Source organism: Bdellovibrio sp. CKG001 (genome assembly GCF_055397465.1).
Genome location: NZ_AP029173.1, coordinates 2,309,228 through 2,325,175, shown reverse-complemented (window position 1 = coordinate 2,325,175; position 15,948 = coordinate 2,309,228). Strand labels below are relative to the sequence as shown.

At 50.2% G+C, this 15,948-nt stretch carries 14 protein-coding genes and 1 riboswitch; of the genes, 5 read left to right on the top strand and 9 right to left on the bottom strand.

The genetic code is table 11. The annotated features are described in order from the left end of the window. Positions 1-164 precede the first annotated feature (164 nt). On the top strand, positions 165-650 hold the full coding sequence (locus ACZ50P_RS11050) for a hypothetical protein (protein ID WP_464131136.1): 486 nt from the start codon (positions 165-167) through the stop codon (positions 648-650). Positions 651-736: 86 nt separating this feature from the next. Here the strand turns inward: ACZ50P_RS11050 and ACZ50P_RS11045 are convergent, their stop codons facing one another. Beyond that, complete coding sequence (locus tag ACZ50P_RS11045; RefSeq protein WP_464120702.1) at positions 737-1,903, bottom strand: bifunctional 2-methylcitrate synthase/citrate synthase; 1,167 nt, start codon at positions 1,901-1,903, stop codon at positions 737-739. A 184-nt stretch (positions 1,904-2,087) separates the two neighbouring features. On the opposite strand from ACZ50P_RS11045, the gene ACZ50P_RS11040 reads away from it, so the two are divergent. Then, positions 2,088-2,456, top strand: a complete 369-nt coding sequence (locus ACZ50P_RS11040) for a DUF1304 domain-containing protein (RefSeq protein WP_464131134.1) — start codon at positions 2,088-2,090, stop codon at positions 2,454-2,456. Here the strand turns inward: ACZ50P_RS11040 and ACZ50P_RS11035 are convergent. The 3 genes from ACZ50P_RS11035 to ACZ50P_RS11025 all read right to left on the bottom strand — a co-directional run bounded on the left by ACZ50P_RS11035 (position 2,453) and on the right by ACZ50P_RS11025 (position 6,558). After that, a complete protein-coding gene (locus ACZ50P_RS11035; RefSeq protein ID WP_464131132.1) occupies positions 2,453-4,102 on the bottom strand; it encodes a hypothetical protein in 1,650 nt (549 codons plus the stop codon). The two genes, ACZ50P_RS11040 and ACZ50P_RS11035, sit on opposite strands and share 4 nt — an antisense overlap. A 77-nt stretch (positions 4,103-4,179) precedes the next feature. Beyond that, positions 4,180-5,328 carry a metallophosphoesterase family protein gene (locus ACZ50P_RS11030; protein WP_464131130.1) on the bottom strand — a complete coding sequence of 383 codons (1,149 nt, stop codon included), beginning with the start codon at positions 5,326-5,328 and terminating at the stop codon, positions 4,180-4,182. Positions 5,329-5,538: 210 nt separating this feature from the next. Further along, the gene (locus ACZ50P_RS11025; RefSeq protein WP_464131128.1) at positions 5,539-6,558 is read right to left on the bottom strand and encodes a lipoate--protein ligase; all 1,020 of its coding nucleotides are present in this window, start codon (positions 6,556-6,558) and stop codon (positions 5,539-5,541) included. Positions 6,559-6,731: 173 nt separating this feature from the next. Continuing rightward, positions 6,732-6,794: riboswitch (guanidine-III (ykkC-III) riboswitch) on the top strand. A 23-nt stretch (positions 6,795-6,817) separates the two neighbouring features. On the opposite strand from ACZ50P_RS11025, the gene sugE reads away from it, so the two are divergent. Continuing rightward, a complete protein-coding gene (sugE, locus tag ACZ50P_RS11020) occupies positions 6,818-7,153 on the top strand; it encodes a quaternary ammonium compound efflux SMR transporter SugE (protein ID WP_464131126.1) in 336 nt (111 codons plus the stop codon). A 132-nt stretch (positions 7,154-7,285) separates the two neighbouring features. Continuing rightward, positions 7,286-9,091 carry a methyl-accepting chemotaxis protein gene (locus ACZ50P_RS11015; RefSeq protein ID WP_464131124.1) on the top strand — a complete coding sequence of 602 codons (1,806 nt, stop codon included), beginning with the start codon at positions 7,286-7,288 and terminating at the stop codon, positions 9,089-9,091. Here the strand turns inward: ACZ50P_RS11015 and ACZ50P_RS11010 are convergent. The 5 genes from ACZ50P_RS11010 to ACZ50P_RS10990 form a co-directional block, all read right to left on the bottom strand. Continuing rightward, positions 9,088-10,902, bottom strand: coding sequence for a methyl-accepting chemotaxis protein (locus ACZ50P_RS11010; RefSeq protein WP_464131122.1), 1,815 nt, complete (start codon positions 10,900-10,902; stop codon positions 9,088-9,090). The two genes, ACZ50P_RS11015 and ACZ50P_RS11010, sit on opposite strands and share 4 nt — an antisense overlap. A 219-nt stretch (positions 10,903-11,121) precedes the next feature. Next, on the bottom strand, positions 11,122-12,021 hold the full coding sequence (prpB, locus tag ACZ50P_RS11005; protein ID WP_464120710.1) for a methylisocitrate lyase: 900 nt from the start codon (positions 12,019-12,021) through the stop codon (positions 11,122-11,124). Between the two features lie 484 nt (positions 12,022-12,505). After that, the gene (locus ACZ50P_RS11000; RefSeq protein WP_464120711.1) at positions 12,506-14,014 is read right to left on the bottom strand and encodes an MmgE/PrpD family protein; all 1,509 of its coding nucleotides are present in this window, start codon (positions 14,012-14,014) and stop codon (positions 12,506-12,508) included. Between the two features lie 98 nt (positions 14,015-14,112). Next, positions 14,113-14,646, bottom strand: coding sequence for a DOMON-like domain-containing protein (locus ACZ50P_RS10995; protein WP_464131119.1), 534 nt, complete (start codon positions 14,644-14,646; stop codon positions 14,113-14,115). After that, positions 14,643-15,416 carry an acyl-[acyl-carrier-protein] thioesterase gene (locus ACZ50P_RS10990; protein WP_464131117.1) on the bottom strand — a complete coding sequence of 258 codons (774 nt, stop codon included), beginning with the start codon at positions 15,414-15,416 and terminating at the stop codon, positions 14,643-14,645. The genes ACZ50P_RS10995 and ACZ50P_RS10990 overlap by 4 nt, the downstream gene beginning before the upstream one ends. 207 nt (positions 15,417-15,623) lie before the next feature. Between ACZ50P_RS10990 and ACZ50P_RS10985 the strand changes: the two genes are divergently transcribed. After that, positions 15,624-15,902, top strand: coding sequence for a helix-turn-helix domain-containing protein (locus ACZ50P_RS10985; RefSeq protein WP_464131115.1), 279 nt, complete (start codon positions 15,624-15,626; stop codon positions 15,900-15,902). Positions 15,903-15,948 lie beyond the last annotated feature (46 nt).

Here is a 15,948-nt window from a genome sequence, read left to right as displayed (position 1 = left end):
TCTGTTTTGGCAACCCTTTTGTCTCAAAATAATCCACGGCACAGAGCTTGTATTGATTCTTTGGCATGACAAGTAAAACGATCCTCTTAGGCAGAATACTGACGGCTTTCTTTGTGACCCTGACTGTTTTTACAGCTGAGCTTTCATTAGCTTCACTTGAGCGAATGAATCTCAGACTGAGACAGCCGACAAAGGGCGCATCTGTTCAAAGAATGGCGCAGGAAAAACGACAGCAAGCGGTGCGTTTAGGACTGAAGCGCGCCAACACCTCGGCAGAGGCGTTGGATCAGCAAATCGTGCGCTATCTGGAAGTGGCCTCGATGGGGCGCTTGGAGCGCTGGAAAAAGGGCATTGACCTTGATCTTGTCAAAGTCGAGTACTCGCAGCGTGTTCTGGGGCACTTAAGCTCTGTGACCAATCTGATGAAGATGCGTCGTTCGTCCGGCAACAAATTCAAAAAACTTTACGAGTTTGATTTCCAAAATCTGATGCGTAAGAGCGATTACGTACTGGCGGTGAATACCACGCGCACAGTTTTGGAGTACGCATCGGCTCAGGATAGAGAGCTGGCCGCTCGGGCGGAAAAAATTCTGGCGGAATACAATCAGGAGCGTCTGCAATTTGACGCTAAAATGATTGCCTTCAACTAAGGTACCTGCTTACTTTTGCAGAAGCTGTGCGTAAAAAAAAGGGAGCCAAGAGGCTCCCTTTTTTCGTTTTAACTTTTGGTTAAAAACTATTTGCGCTCGCTCAATGGAGTCACTTTGCGCTGTTCTGCACCCACGTACTCAGAAAGAGGACGGATGATGCGGTTGTCAGCAGCTTGTTCCATAATGTGAGCAGACCAGCCCGTCGTACGAGCCATCACAAAGATCGGAGTGAAGAAGTCGATCTCAAAGCCCATCATGTAGTAAGCAGGACCTGCTGGGAAGTCCAGGTTAGGATAGATTTTTTTCTTCTCAACCATGACTTTTTCAAGGGCTGCATACATCTGCATCCACTTTTGTTCGCCAGTCACGTCAGCCATGATTTGCGCATACTTCTTCATGGTTGGAACGCGAGAGTCGCCGGAGCGGTAAACGCGGTGACCGAAGCCCATGACTTTTTTCTTCTGTGCCAATGCATCCAGCATCCACTGTTCTGCTTTTGCAGGGTCAGCGATTTCTTTCATCATGTGCATAACCATTTCGTTCGCACCACCGTGCAAAGGTCCTTTCAGCGCGCCAATGCCTGCAACAGTTGCAGAGTAGATGTCAGACTGTGTGGAAGTTACAACACGCGCAGTGAACGTGGACGCGTTGAAGCTGTGCTCAGCGTAAAGGATCAAAGAAACGTCGAATGCCTTAACAACTTCTTTTTGTGGAACTTTACCGAAGCACATGTGGAAGAAGTTTTCAGCGATGGAAAGATCAGACTTAGGTGGGATGAAATCCAAACCTTTTTTGAAGCGGTAGTCCGCTGCCACCATCGTTGGGATCTTCGCAAGCAACATCATGGCTTTGTCCATGTTTGTCGCAGGCGTTGAATCCCAGATACGAGCGTCTTCAGCACCCAAGAAGGACACAGCTGTGCGGATGGAATCCATTGGGTGACACTTTTGTGGAAGCGCCTTGATCACGTTCAACAAAGTGGTGGAGATTTCACGGTAGCTGCGTTCTTTCTTGGTGAAATCCGCAAGCTGAGCAGCGTTTGGCAGCTCACCATTATACATCAAGAAAGCCACTTCTTCGAAAGAGCAGTTTTCTGCCAGATCCTGAACCGGGTAACCACGGTAGATCAAAGAGTTGGTGTGAGGGTTTACTTTGGATACGGAAGACGTATCCATCACAACGCCATCAAGACCTTTCTTAACGTTCATTTTCTCTGGTTCTGGAACATAATCTGGATTGATATACTCAGCCATTTTTCCTCCGGCGAAATCCGCGCAGGCGGTTCCTAATACATTCAGGAATCGGTGCGTTATATTGCTAATGATTAACGACCAAAGCTAGCGCGGCCCCAGAAGGCGGTCAAGAGTTGGTGCACGGACTCTGCTTTGCGCAGCGGCGGGATTGACGGATCCCCCTAGGTTTGAGCACACTTTAACGATGGAATTATCATTCGCTCTCGTTCCGGCCCTTGTTCATGTGTACATTTTTGCTCTGGAAAGCCTGCTTTGGGGGCGCAAAAGAACCAATAAGACTTTCGGTGTCACGGAAGCCGAAGCGGCCACCACGAAACTGATGGCCTTCAATCAAGGGTTCTACAATCTGTTCCTGGCTGTGGCGATTTTGCTCGGTCTGCATTTGCGAACAGGGGAGGTCACTCGCGCCGCGGGCACCACACTGGTGATCTATGGTCTGGTCTCTATTATCGCGGCGGGACTGGTATTGATTCTGTCGTCACGGCGCTTGTGGCGGGCGGCCCTGGTACAAATTGTTCCGGCAGTGATCGCCCTGATCCCGTTTCTAACTTAAAACTGCCCTTCACACACACCTGGAGTCGTCGTCAGGATCGGCTGTGGATTTGCTGAAAAATAGTTCTTCAGATCCAAATCCAGATGCAGATTTCCTTTTTTGCAGTTGTCATAAAGCGCCCGGTACAGACTTAACAGGTTGTTCTTGAATATCGTGTATTCCGCGGCGGTGAACTGCAAAGAGTTGCGGAAGAAGGTCTCCATGGCGACTTGGGATTCTGGATTGCCGAAGACCTGATTGTGCAACTGGATGACGCCCTTATAAACCATCGGGCTGAAATGTCGCACCACCATGGTGGCATTCAGGTACAGATCGGGATTTCCTTTCCAGCTGTCATAGGTGGCAGAGGCCTTCTTGGTGTCGGCAATCAGGTGATATTTCTTTGCCGTGTTCATATCAAAACCGCCATCGTTGTCTTTCAAAAGCATCACTTTCAAGGAAACTCCGGTTTCTTTGATCGCGCTCAACATTTCAGCTTCAGCCGGCGTCAGCTGGGGGGGCGCTTTGGCTAGAAGTTCGCGGTATTTTTTGTCGGAAATATCATCCACTTTTCCCTGTGCTGTTTTAAAGAAGTGGCGACGCTTGTAGTGGATATTGCCGATACGGTCAGCCTGGTCCAGCAGGAAGTCCATCACCAGCATGTCAGATGTCTCCTGCATGCCCAGCATTTTCTGACCGGCTTTGGCCAGCTCGGTGCTGCCTAGGATTTGCGAAATCGGTCGCGGGTCCTTCAGCAGAGGCCAGAAAACGCTGCTATTGCGGAACTGATCAATGCGGGTTTTGTCCTGTTTCAGGCCAAAAGCTTCGGCATATAATTCTTCGTTGCCCGGATTTTCCGCTAGCACGCCAAAGACCTGACGCTTGTCTTCAGTCAGGATGCGAGTTGACCAGTAGGCAGTGCCGTTGGTCGATAGGCCACGGCGCTTGCCATCTTTATAGAACGAAGCCGGTACAATGCCCAGGCCGTGGGGCGGTTTGGTATAGACATCCGGCAATTGGGACACATTGCCGTGCTTGGCGCGAACCAGATGGCCGATCTGATCGTACCAGTATTGATTCAGATATGTGTTACCCATTTGCAGTCCCAGATAACGTCCGGCCAATGCGTGATTTAACACCGTGTCCAGATCCACCGTGCGCAGAACACTGGCCGGAACCTCCACAGACTTAAACAGCTGAGTCAGACGAGAGTATCCCAGAATACTTCCTACGGAAACTCCGGGAGCCGCAAACTTGAATTTCGCCTCTTTGTCCGGATATCCCAGACGGGCTTTCATTTTCTTTTTTTCAGAGCGCGAAAGAGGGCAGATGGATTTCTGGAACTGGGCCTCCGTCATTCTGGCAGGGACTTCATAGTATTCCACCGCCACGGAGGTGCTGTTCACTTTCGGACAGCTGTAGAAGGTCTTCAGTTTGGGATGATCGCCATACGAGGCATAAAGATTCATTGCGCACAGGCTGTCTTCGTCTTTATTGATTTTGTTTTCCAAGCCGGGGAATCTTTGCAGTAGATAACATTTTTCGCGCAGGGCTTTGCCGGGCACCTCGATATTATAAGTTCTGATTGCATGTTTATCAAATTGCGGGTCCAGATAGCCGTGGGCATTGGAACTGAAAAGAACAAGGGACATGAGTGAGGCAAACATGGGATAGTCTCCGTATAATGGGGACGGAGACTATTTCCCGGTATGTCGAAAACCAAGTTATTTTATTGCAAGGTTTTTCAGCGAACGTACCTCACTCCATTTTTGGCATCCAAAGTCAGAGAGGCGGGAAGCGAACTTAGACTTTGCAGTGTCCCTGAGGAGTTGTAGTAACGAATGGAAAGCTGATTCGTCTCAGAGAAAACAAGTTCGACGTAACCTTGCGGAGTTCTAATGTTTGTTCCGACGAGGTATCGGGGAGCGCTTCCGGCACACGGCATGGACACCACTTGAAGTTTTTTTCCATCAGGATAGGTGTAATGCCCGGAATAAAATCCGTGAGAATGTCCGAAGATCACCAGATCCACTTTATTGCTTAAAAGAATGGACTCCAGAGTAAATGATCCCGCTGTGCGGCGTTCTTGAGTCAGGACGCCGTTTTCATAAACCGTAGAGCTGTTGGCCTTGCTGCTGACGATCGAATAAAGTGGGATGTGTCCATAGACCACGCGAGCGCGAGCTCCTTGGGCACGGGCCGAAGATAGTTGGGCCTTGAGCCAGTTCAACTGAGCCGTGCGGTTGGAAAGTTTTGAGTAGTTCGCATCATCCAAAGAGACAAAGAAGACATCCTCTTTGATGAAGGAATAATAAAAGGGAAAGTTGTCATCATCGACATATTCCACGTTGGGTTTGTTTTCGCTCCAGAAGCTGTCATAGATTTTTCGTTCCTGGCTGTAGTAGGCATCATGATTTCCCGGTGTCGGCAAAAACGGCAGACCCGCGGTTCGCATCAGGGATAGAACCTTTTTTGAAAACGAGTTCCACATATTCACGTAGGTGCTGTCGGACAAGGTCTTTTTTTCGCCGTCGATATAATCACCCACACCCAAAATGGCCGCCGGCTGGCGTGCGATCATGGATTTTACAATTGAAATAGTGCTGCTGGCATAGGTGCCACTGGTGTCGATGTTCATATCCGCAAAGGCATGGATCTTTAAAGACCTTGCGCTGTCCTCGATAGTGCCGCCTTGTTCGGGGGGCGTGGTTGGGGGAGTCGGCGAGGAGGGATCCTTGCTGCCCGGATCAGTGAACGAACTTTCAGAATCTGAATCAGAGCCGGGTGGAACCGTGCTGAGAACATCAGAGTTTTGGGGCATACATGCGGCTAAGCCAGAAACGAGAAAAAAGGCCGCAAGGAATTGGATGGAGGCGGTGGCTTTTGTTTTCATACAGTTTGTATCGTAACAAAGGTCGAAAACATTAAGTCGAATTAATGTGGATAGTGTGTATGTAAAATGGACTCAGGTCTAAGTCCCATTTTCTGCAGGAGCTTTAGACAGTTTCTGTGAAATAAAAAATGGAATCAGAGAGGTTGTAATAAACCCGATCAAGGGCAAGATCCTGACAGTCTCTCCGCCAGGATCTGTTTGTTTAGCGGCTTAGATTTCGATGTTTTTGCAGATCCAGTCGCGCAGTTCACTTAAGCCTGTTTGAAGATCTGGATGGGCCTTGATGATGGCAGACATCTCGGCGTGCACAGTTTCGCCTTTGTACGGTTTGTTGCGCAAAGCCTCGGTGATCTCTTCAATCACGGCCGGATACAGGCAATCCGTATAGAACTTCAAATCCTTGATCTGTCCGTCTTCCACTTTGAAGTGCACATCAAAGAAGCCCAATGACAGATAGTCGTCCATCTTATGGCTGAATTCCAGGGTGTTGCCGTACAGCCACTCCCACGAACTCAACTGGTCGTACTGACTTTTCAATTCAGGAATCTGCTGCAAACTTTGCATGGTCAAAGACTCAATCTCAGCCTTGGCGCCATAGAAGCTTTCAAAGGCCTCGATCATCGGACCGACAAGATTGTCGTGGTTGATAGAGGCTGAAACCTCATTCAGATTCGCCACGCGGGCCCGGACGGATTCTTTGCCTTTGGCTTGAAGCTTCTTGGGGTTCGGAGTCAGATAGTTCCCCAATCGCGCCAAATCCGTATGCATCAGCAAAGTGCCGTGGTGGAAGGCGCGGTCCTTTTTTTCTCGATAAGCGCTGCCGCTGAATTTGCGCGGTCCATCGTGGAACGGGATCAGCAGGTCATTGCGACCGGAGGCTTCCCCCTCAATGCCAAACTTTTTAAGCGCGTTGAAAATAACCTGCACATTGTTTTCGCGCTTATAGGATTCTTTCGGTGAAAGGAAAGTGAAGTTGGTATTACCCAGGTCATGGAAAACGGCTCCGCCGCCGGTCGTGCGGCGAGCCAGATGAACCTTGTCCTCTTTCATTTTCGCCAGGTTGCATTCGGACCAGGGATTTTGATTGCGCCCGATGACAACGGTTTCTTCATTGCGCCACAAAAACAGGATCTGCTGGGAAGGATCCAGGTTGTGAAAGATCCATTCTTCTGTTGCCAGATTCAAATGCGGATTCAAACTGTCAGAGAGAAATACTTTAAGTTTTTGCATGGGCCCAACCTAGTCTGCCGTCGACGACGGGTCAAGAAAGAGTATAGGGTATCGGGCTTGTCCAGTGGGGGAATTGGCGCGATCTCTGGACTTAGTAAGGCAATTTAGAGGGAAAGACTTAAACGGCGTCTTTACTTTTTCCGTGTTTTGCGATTAAATATTACCGTATTTCAGTTTTCGCAACTGATGTGCCCGGACGATGTGCGACGTACCCGGTCAGGACAAGACGACGCTTTTTTCTAACGAAAGGAGTGTTGGTATGTCTAACACAGTAGCATGGATTATTTTGGCAATCGCAGGTCTTCTTGAAGTCGGTTGGGCCATCGGCCTTAAATACACCGAAGGTTTCACAAAGCTTACACCCAGTCTTTTAACTTTGCTTGCTTTGGCAGGCAGTATGTTTTTACTGTCTCGTGCGGCGACGGTTCTTCCTATCGGGACTGCGTATGGGGTGTGGGTTGGTATCGGTGCTCTTGGCGCTGCGGTTCTGGGAATCATGTTGTTCAATGAGGCGGCCACGCCAGCTCGTCTGTTCTTCCTAGGTCTTTTGTTGATATCCATCATTGGACTGAAACTCACAGCCGGTGGGTACTAAAAAACTCACCTTATCGGGGGAGGAGTCGCAAACTTCAGAGAGCGTTCAGAGAGGATCTGGACATAGGTCCTCTTTGTCTCTCTCGGGTTTGTTCCGAATCTTTCAGGGTTCAGACAGACCTGGAGTTGTAGCATGTTGTTTCGCGGATTCAGAAGACTTTCATTCACTCAACAATTGACCCTGCCCATTGCCGTGGTTGGAACTTTGGTTTTGGGAGGTATTGCAGCACTGTCCGTTCAGGATTCGTTCAAGGATGCAAAAGAAAGTGCGCACACTCTGACTTTGGAGATGGGGCGGAAGTACTCTCAGCAGATCAAAACCTATTTGGACAAATCTTTTGCGCAGGCCGAGGTTGTGGGGCGCAGTTTGGCCATGGATGTGCAGAATCATCTTCAGGATCGCAACAAGGCCTATATGACCTTGCGTGAGGTTTTAAGCAGCGATCCTCAGTATCTGGCAACCTGGTCTGCTTGGGAGCCTGATGCCTACGATGGCAAAGATGCCCAGTACATGAACTCACCGATGCATGAAAAGACCGGACGGGTGTATCCGTGGTGGGTGCGTCAGGGTGACAAGATCGTCTACAAGACGTTGCTGAATGAAGAAACGCCGGATCTGGGGGATTGGTACTTCCAGCCGATTCAAAGAAAGCAAAGTATGCTGGTGGAACCCTACAAGGACACCGTCAACGGCAAAGAGCTGGTCATGACCTCGGCTGTCTACACTATCGTGCAGCAGGGCGAAGCCAAGGGACTTGTGGGTATTGATATCAGTCTGGATAATATCAAAAAATTGGTGACAGAAGTCCGTCCCTTTGCCGACTCTCAATCGTTTTTGCTTTCGGATAAGATGATGGTGGTGGCAGGTCCCGCACAGGCGGAAGTGATGCAGACGTATCAGGCCGATGCGGATCTTCAGTCTTTGATCCAACGTCATGAGCCTGGCAGTTTGGAAGTCGACAGTCCCCGCGGCAAAGAAGTGGTTTTGGTGGTGCCGGTGCCCATCTATAATCTTGAGCAAAGCTGGACGCTGGTGATTCGCACGCCAGAAAAAACGATCCTGGCGGCCGCCTACTCGTCCTTATGGAAGCAGCTGGGTTTTTCTTTGCTGGGTCTTCTTTTGCTGATGTCCGTGGTGTATCTGGGGGCGAAAAGATCCGAGCGGAAAATTTCCACCCTGTCTTCGGGGCTGACCGAGTCTTCTCATGGTATTTCCGAGGATCTTGAGCACTTAAATACGACCGGGAGTCTACTGGCGGAAGCCTCGACCCGGGCAGCGGCCTCCATCGAGGAAACAGTGGCTTCACTGGAGGAGATCACCTCAATGGTGCGTTTGAACACCGGCCATGCACAAAATGCGGCCTTGCTTTCCGGTGAATCCGCGAAGCTGGCCAAGACCGGAGAGGCAAAAATTCTGGAGCTTGTCCAAACCATGACGGCGATTGAGTCGTCGTCACAAAAAATCGAAGAGATCATCAACATCATCGATGACATCGCATTTCAAACCAACCTGCTGGCCTTGAATGCCTCGGTCGAGGCGGCTCGTGCCGGAGAGCACGGCAAGGGGTTTGCGGTGGTGGCAGAGGCTGTGCGATCACTGGCGCAGCGGTCGGCTTCGGCTGCAAAAGATATTAATCACTTGATCTCCGCATCCGTGGCGCAGGTCAAGCAGGGCACCGTCATGGTGCGGGAAAATGGTGAAGTTCTGAAGCAGATGTCCGCCAGCATTGAAAAAGTCGCGGCGTTGAATCAGGAAATTGCGGACGCTAGCCAGCAGCAGTCCACGGGAATTGAACAAATCAACGTGTCCATTAATCAACTGGATCAGGTGATCCAGAAGAACGCCTCTGAAGCCGGTGAAATTGTGACAGCGGCCGCCAACATCAGTGAGAAATCTGAAGTGATGAATGCCACTGTCAAGGTGTTGAGCGCCGCCTAGTCGCCGTGAACGACGGAATTCATCTCTGTCACCACCGTCTTCATGACGTGGGCCTGATTCAGGATCTCCTGAACTGTGGCAGAGATTTCTTCCGCTGAGGCGGCATTTGTCTGAATAGCCTGATCCAAGGAGTTCATCGCTTTGCTGATCTGCTGAATGCCGGTGGATTGTTCGTCACTGGCTGAAGAGATTTCAACATTCAGGTGACTGACTTTGCGTACTGAATCGACGATCTCTTTTAAGTTCGAGTTGGAGCTTTCTGCTTTTTGGCTGCCACGCTGAACTTTTTCGATAGAGTCATTGATCAGACTGTTGATATCTTTAGCCGCTGATGCGGATCTTTGCGCCAGGGTTCGAACGGCTTCTGCGACCACCGCGAAGCCCTTGCCGTGCTCTCCGGCACGAGCCGCCTCGACTGAGGCATTCAAGGCCAGCAGATTTGTTTGGAAGGCCAGGTCGTCAATCACACTGTTGATTTCAGCAATCTTCTTGGAAGAGCCAGAGATCTCTTCCATCGCTCCGACCAGAGCGTTCATCTCGGTGTTTCCGCGTTCAGCGCTTTGATTGGAGTCTGCCGACAGGCGGGCCGCCTCTTTGGCGTTGCCGGCGTTCATTTGCACCATGGAAGTCAACTCTTCAAGACTTGCCACGGTTTCTTCGATGGAAGCAGCGGACTCGGTGGCCGACTGAGCCAGGTTCTGTCCAGCGCGGCTGAGTTGATCGATCGCGGCCGTCACAACGTTTTCCGCTTGATCCAGACTTTTTGTCAGACGGGTAAAGCGCTGGGAGATCCGGCGAGAGATCGCAAAGACGGCAACCCCCATCACCAAGAAACAGATAACAAAAACCAAAAGCTGATTCCAGAGAAGGGAGTACGCGCTGGCCAGGACTGTTTTGACGGGTGTGGAGATCAGCACCCCCCAAAAAGTTTTGGAGTACGGAATCGCAACCGGCACTAGAATGTTGAGAATGTCCTGGCCCGAATGTGGATCCGTGCCGGTTTTAAGCAGCAGACGGCCTTCTTTCAGGGCCTGCTTGAATTCTTCCTGAGCGAAAGGCAGCACCGCAGGTTTACCCACCAGATCCGCCTGGGGATTGGTGACATAGTTGAACTGGTCTGAGATCAGATAACCCACCGAAGTTTCATAGGGCTTTACGGCGGCGATTTGCTTTTCCAGTTGCGACAGCAGAAGATCAACGCCGACCACGCCTTGCATTTTTCCGTCTTGATAAAGGGGAGCTGCGGCGGACGTCATCAGAAGATTCTGCCCATTGACCTCGTCATAGTACGGCTCCGTCAAAATACGATGTCCGCTTTTCTTGGGCGCCAGATAGAACTCGCCATCATAGTTGATGTCATTTTCCCAGGCCAGGGTGCCGTTCTCTCCCGAGCGATTCCAGTAGGGACCAAATCCGCCCACCTTTTCATATCCGGGCTGACCCAGATAGTGAGCGTCTTGTCCGTCGAAGGCATTGGGTTCAAAAGTGGCCCACACCCCAAAGACGGAAGGGGCTTGTTCCAGCATGGCCTTTAAGACTGCGTTGACTTCAGAACGCTGTTTGGATTTTTGTTGGCGAAGAGTCTCCAGATAGGCCTCGAGCTGCTGGGCGACCATAAGGCTTGCATACAGCTCGGCTTTAAAGGCATTGGCGAAGGACTCGGCAGATTTGCTGACTTTAAATTCAGCGTCGCTGCGTGCGCTTTGAAAACTTTGAGAGGCTGAAAAATAAGTCAGAAGTCCCAGAGCAATGAATGTGATAGTCAGAATAGGAAGGGCAATTTTGGTCTGTAAGGAGAACTCTTTCTTCATTGAGCCATCTTAAAGGAGTTTTGCGCATCTGACCTCGGCGAAAAAACAAATAAGACTCTGGTCGGAATTTGCGTCTTCAACAATTAGGCGACGGTGTCCGCGCCTCTGAGCCAAAGGGCAAGTTTATTACAGATTGCGAGGAGTTCTTAAATACACTGTTTGAAAGAAACAGTGGGAACGGTCAAAAAAAAGGGAGGCTCAAGCCTCCCTTTTTCACTCTTACTTCAACGTGAAGTTGAAGATGCTGGTGTCGAAAGAGTTGTACTCGTCGTAACGAGAAAGTGCATACAGTTCTTTGCGAGTTTGCATTTTGTCCAAAAGACCTTCCTGAGTGCCTTTGGCTTTGATTTCATTCAAGCCCGCCACGGTCGCACCCATCGCCAGACGGAACGTCGTCACAGGATAGATCACGATGTTGTAGCCAAGGTTGGAAAGCTCTTCGTAAGTGTACAAACGGCCCTTGCCGAACTCAGTCATATTCGCCAAAAGAGGAACATTCACAGCCTTGCGGAAAGTTTCAAATTCTTTTTCGTTTTCCAAGGCCTCTGTGAAGATGCAATCCGCACCCGCATCGATGTAAGCTTTCGCACGGTCAATGGCTTTATCCAAGCCTTCAACAGCACGGGCATCCGTACGAGCAATCAGAAGGAAGTTTTCATCCAGCGCTTTACCACGAGCCGCCGCCGCCACTTTGCGGGACGCTTCATCACGAGTCACGAGACCTTTACCATCCAGGTGACCACAGCGCTTCGGATTGATTTGATCCTCAATGTGGCAACCCGCCAGACCCATCTCAATCATTTCCTGAACCGTGCGAGTCGCCGACATCGGTTCACCAAAACCCGTGTCGATATCAATAATGGTCGGAAGTTTTGTCGTGCGGGCAATCTGACGACCACGCTGAGCCACCTCAGTCAAAGAAGTCAGACCAATATCAGGATAACCCAGATCATTGGAAAGCACAGACCCAGAGATATAAACCCCATCAAAGCCCGCTTTCTCAATCGCCATGGAAACCAACGGAGACCAAGACCCCGGCATCTGCAAAAGCTTGCCAGACTTCAAAGCCTCTCTAAAATTCTTACGTTTCTGCGCAGGAGTAATTTCAGGAAACAACATACAAACCTCATCCTTCCTCACGACCCGCTTGGGGACGGGGAGGGGGCTTAGCCTTAAGCCCTTCCCCTGCGAACAGTCCTCGCGGACGCCATCCCTTCGGGATGAGCTGCTGCGGAACTTGGTGAAGAGCTTAAGGCTAAGCCCCCTCCCCATCCCCAAGCAGCTCTCGGGTATCGTGTATCCATTTATGTTTTCTTCGATTCAGAGCTAAACACACAAAGTTTTTAGAGTGCCTATCTCTCAATGTCCGGCAGCGCTGGTTCAGCAGTTCATCCTATCACAGTCCATTTCAAGTAGTGCCCAAGTATAAGCGTCAACAAATTGAACTTATAGAGCGATGAGCTTGAAGGGAGTGGGAAGCTGTACTTGGAGGGACCTCTGGGGGCGCAGGAAGCGCGAACCGGGCGAACGCCCGGCCCCAGCGAGGCAGGAAGCCGTGTCCCGTAAAGGACAGCTTCCCACTCCCTTCAAGCGGACCTTCGTTCTAGAAGATCCCTTTGTTGTCGCGTTTGTTGTTCACAAGCTTTTCGATTGGGATCTGAACGTTCAACTGCTGAACTTGTTCTGCAGTCAGGTTTTCCAGATTTTCAACCAGGCCGATGAAACGATCGCGTTCTGCTTTGGTGATGATACCTTCAGTCAGAATGTCGAACTTGCGGATGTAGTCCGCACGTTTGAACGGACGAGCGCCCGCTGGGTGAGCATCAGCTACGCCAAGCTCATCAACGATTTTGGAACCGTCTTTCATTGTGATTTCTACGCGGCCACCGAAGCGTTTTTTGTCTGGATCTGTTTCGTGGTACCAAGCAGTCCATTGTTTGTCTTCAACAGTGGAGATTTTGTGCCACAAAGCCACAGTGTCCGGACGCTGAGCGCGCTCTGGAGCGTAAGAGTTCACGTGGTGCCAAGTTCCGTCCTGCAACGCCACGGCGAAGATGTACATGATGGAGTGATCCAAAGTCTCGCGGGATGCATTTGGATCCATTTTTTGTGGATCGTTTGCGCCAGTACCAATCACGTAGTGAGTGTGGTGAGACGTGTGGATCACGATAGACTGGATGTCGTCGAAGTTTTTGATCATTGGCTTCATTTTGCGAGCCAAGTCGATCAAGGCTTGAGACTGATACTCTGCAGAGTGCTCTTTTGTGTAAGTCTCAAGGATCGCGCGTTTTTCTTCGCCCACTTCTGGAAGTGGAACTTCGTATTTACCATCTTTGCCATCAAGCATGTAAGCGATAACAGAGTCTTCACCTTCGTAGATCGGAGATGGAGCGCCTTCGCCACGCATAACGCGGTCCACAGCTTCTACAGCCAGTTTACCAGCGTGAGCAGGTGCATAGGCCTTCCAAGAAGAGATTTCACCTTTGCGGGACTGACGAGTCGTGAAGGACACGTGAACCGCTTGTTGAACCGCTTGATAGATGGTTTCAGTTGGCAAAGACAACAAAGTTCCGATGCCTGCGGCTGTTGCCGGGCACAAGTGAGCGATATGATCTTTTTTGTGTTTGTGAAGGCAGATCGCTTTAACCAGGTCCACGTGAACTTCGTAACCAGTCACGATACCTTTCAGAAGGTCTTTACCGTTTTTGCCCATTTGCTGTGCCACTGCCAAGATAGCAGGGATGTTGTCAGCAGGGTGGGAATAGTCAGCAGCCAGGTAAGTGTCATGGTAGTCCAATTCACGAACAGCAGTGCCGTTCGCCCAAGTGGCCCATTCACAGTCAAATTTCTGATCATTTGGCATACCGAAAACAGTTGCACCGTGGGCGCGAGGATGCGCAATCGCCATGGCACGAGCAGAAGCCACCGGACGACGGTTGGCAGCAGCAATCGCAACAGAGGCGTTGTCGATGATACGGTTGATAACCATGTCAACAACGTCAGCTTTGATAGGGGCATTGTCAGAAGCGATTTCGGCAATCTTCCAAGCCAGTTGATCTTTGCGATCCAATTTTTCTTTGGACGGGTAAACGCGAACGGTGTGTTTCTTCATGAGAAAGTCCTTTCTGGATTTAGAAAAATGAAACAGCCCAAGCTATCTTGGGCTCCAGTAAGGGTCAAGAAACCGCCACGCTCAGCAGACAGCTTCGCTCAATGCGTCGAAAGCGCCGTCCAGCCATCCTTGTTGTGAAAGTCAGGATCGGAGCCCGGATGGGACAGGGACCAGTAGCTCAGCGAGCCATCAGTAAACTCAATCACCGCCGTCAGGCCCAGGCAGGTGAAGTCAAAGGGCTTTTGGCTGTCGATTTCGATTTCAAACAGAGCCTCATGCTGTTCCGGCTCATGGTGTTGAAGGCGCACGCGGGTTTCCGCTGCCGGCTGCATACCCTCGCGGTAACTGCTAAAGGAGTAAGCATTCCAGTTGCCATTAGGAGCACAGTTGATTTCCAGATAAGGCGAGCGGGGAGAGGTCCCCGTTCCCAGAAAAGCCTCCAAACAGGTGTGCTTCCAAAGGCCGTCTTCCCGGTGGATCTGAGGGGTCGCTTTGGGCCACAGGATCAGGGCCAGGTTGCCGGAGATTTTGAATTTGACCAGCAGGCGGTTGTCAGCCAGTGAGGAGATATTCCCGTGGACAGAAATACTTTCGGTCAGGGCGGTTTTGCTGAAAGGCTTCAAAGGTTTCATGCTTTTTTCTCCCATCCCAGCAGGGCGGTGAAGAGGACTTTGTTGTCGCCGACACGCAGCCCCTGATAGCTGGTGATTCCGGCGTCTGAAGTTTCCGGGTTCGGTGCTTGACAGCTGCGGTGAATTTCAACCTCGTCACCTAAATGGGTTTCAGCCAGAAAATTGACCGAGTAGCTATTCAGCTGAAGTTTTCGGTGCAGGTCATAGGGGACGGCATCCAGAATCCACTGCGCGTATTTGGTGTTGTTCACATGCTGATTGATATCCAGGTCGGAATTTCGCACGCGGTACTTGGCGATTTTTTCATAAGTACCCTGCACTGGAATTTTCTCAGGCGTCAATCCCGTGGCACGTGGATGGGTCAGGCTTTCCCAGGGACGCAGATTCTGTGCAGGAAGAATTTTTTTGCTCTGGCGATCCAGGGCCAGCCAACTCGTGGAACACAGGCCGATTTCCTGGCCTTGTTGGTTCAGCACCACGAATTCACGGCTGACAAAGGCGCCTTCCGGCGGGCGCAGCCAGGTTTGCACTTGAAGATTTTCACCGAAGCGGGGCCACTGTTTCATCTGCAGTGTCTGACGGGTGAGCACCCAGAACAGGCCGTCTTTTTCCATGTCCTGCATGCCAAAGCCTAAACTTTCCGCATGCATCCAAGCGGTTTCCTGCAGAAGATTCAGTAATCCATAAAGACCCAAGCGTCCCATGGGATTAACCAAAAGACTGGTAATGTGAAAGTTTTCTGACCAAGGGGAGTTGCTAATGTTTGGCATTCTCACATCCTCTCATATCTTATCTGTAAGAAAACAAGAAAATGCTCATATCTCAAACACAGAAAAGATTAGAAATTGCAAAAAAACAGGAAGTACTTTAGATCAAATAAGCTATAATGTATTTATATTGATGAGATATTTTTGAAAGCAAAGGCTTGTCACAATCGCTTTGTTATGTATAAATAAATCATCGTTAGGTGGAAACGCATGAGACAAAGAAATATGCTAGCTGATTTCTTGAAGCAAAAACGTGTATCTGCAGGTCTTTCTCAAAGAGACGTGGCTGACAAATTGGGATACTCCACTCCACAGTTTATTTCAAACTGGGAAAGAGGTGTTTCTCATCCGCCAATCAACGCTTTGAAAAAGTTGGGAGAGCTTTATAAAGTCTCTGCTGATGACTTGTTCGAAGTGACTTTGAATGCAACGATTCATGAGGTGACTCAGGATTTGCGTCGCAAATTTGCAAGCAGCAAGGCTCGCTAAGTCGAGATCATTCAAGGGCACAAGTAAAGGGGCTCCATTTTGGAGC

Excerpts from the sequence above, each read along its gene's own strand:
- ACZ50P_RS11050 (WP_464131136.1), top strand. The coding sequence starts at position 165 with ATGAATCTCAGACTGAGACAGCCGACAAAGGGCGCATCTGTTCAAAGA.
- ACZ50P_RS11045 (WP_464120702.1), bottom strand. The coding sequence starts at position 1,903 with ATGGCTGAGTATATCAATCCAGATTATGTTCCAGAACCAGAGAAAATG.
- ACZ50P_RS11040 (WP_464131134.1), top strand. The coding sequence starts at position 2,088 with ATGGAATTATCATTCGCTCTCGTTCCGGCCCTTGTTCATGTGTACATT.
- ACZ50P_RS11035 (WP_464131132.1), bottom strand. The coding sequence starts at position 4,102 with ATGTTTGCCTCACTCATGTCCCTTGTTCTTTTCAGTTCCAATGCCCAC.
- ACZ50P_RS11030 (WP_464131130.1), bottom strand. The coding sequence starts at position 5,328 with ATGAAAACAAAAGCCACCGCCTCCATCCAATTCCTTGCGGCCTTTTTT.
- ACZ50P_RS11025 (WP_464131128.1), bottom strand. The coding sequence starts at position 6,558 with ATGCAAAAACTTAAAGTATTTCTCTCTGACAGTTTGAATCCGCATTTG.
- sugE (WP_464131126.1), top strand. The coding sequence starts at position 6,818 with ATGTCTAACACAGTAGCATGGATTATTTTGGCAATCGCAGGTCTTCTT.
- ACZ50P_RS11015 (WP_464131124.1), top strand. The coding sequence starts at position 7,286 with ATGTTGTTTCGCGGATTCAGAAGACTTTCATTCACTCAACAATTGACC.
- ACZ50P_RS11010 (WP_464131122.1), bottom strand. The coding sequence starts at position 10,902 with ATGAAGAAAGAGTTCTCCTTACAGACCAAAATTGCCCTTCCTATTCTG.
- prpB (WP_464120710.1), bottom strand. The coding sequence starts at position 12,021 with ATGTTGTTTCCTGAAATTACTCCTGCGCAGAAACGTAAGAATTTTAGA.
- ACZ50P_RS11000 (WP_464120711.1), bottom strand. The coding sequence starts at position 14,014 with ATGAAGAAACACACCGTTCGCGTTTACCCGTCCAAAGAAAAATTGGAT.
- ACZ50P_RS10995 (WP_464131119.1), bottom strand. The coding sequence starts at position 14,646 with ATGAAACCTTTGAAGCCTTTCAGCAAAACCGCCCTGACCGAAAGTATT.
- ACZ50P_RS10990 (WP_464131117.1), bottom strand. The coding sequence starts at position 15,416 with ATGCCAAACATTAGCAACTCCCCTTGGTCAGAAAACTTTCACATTACC.
- ACZ50P_RS10985 (WP_464131115.1), top strand. The coding sequence starts at position 15,624 with ATGAGACAAAGAAATATGCTAGCTGATTTCTTGAAGCAAAAACGTGTA.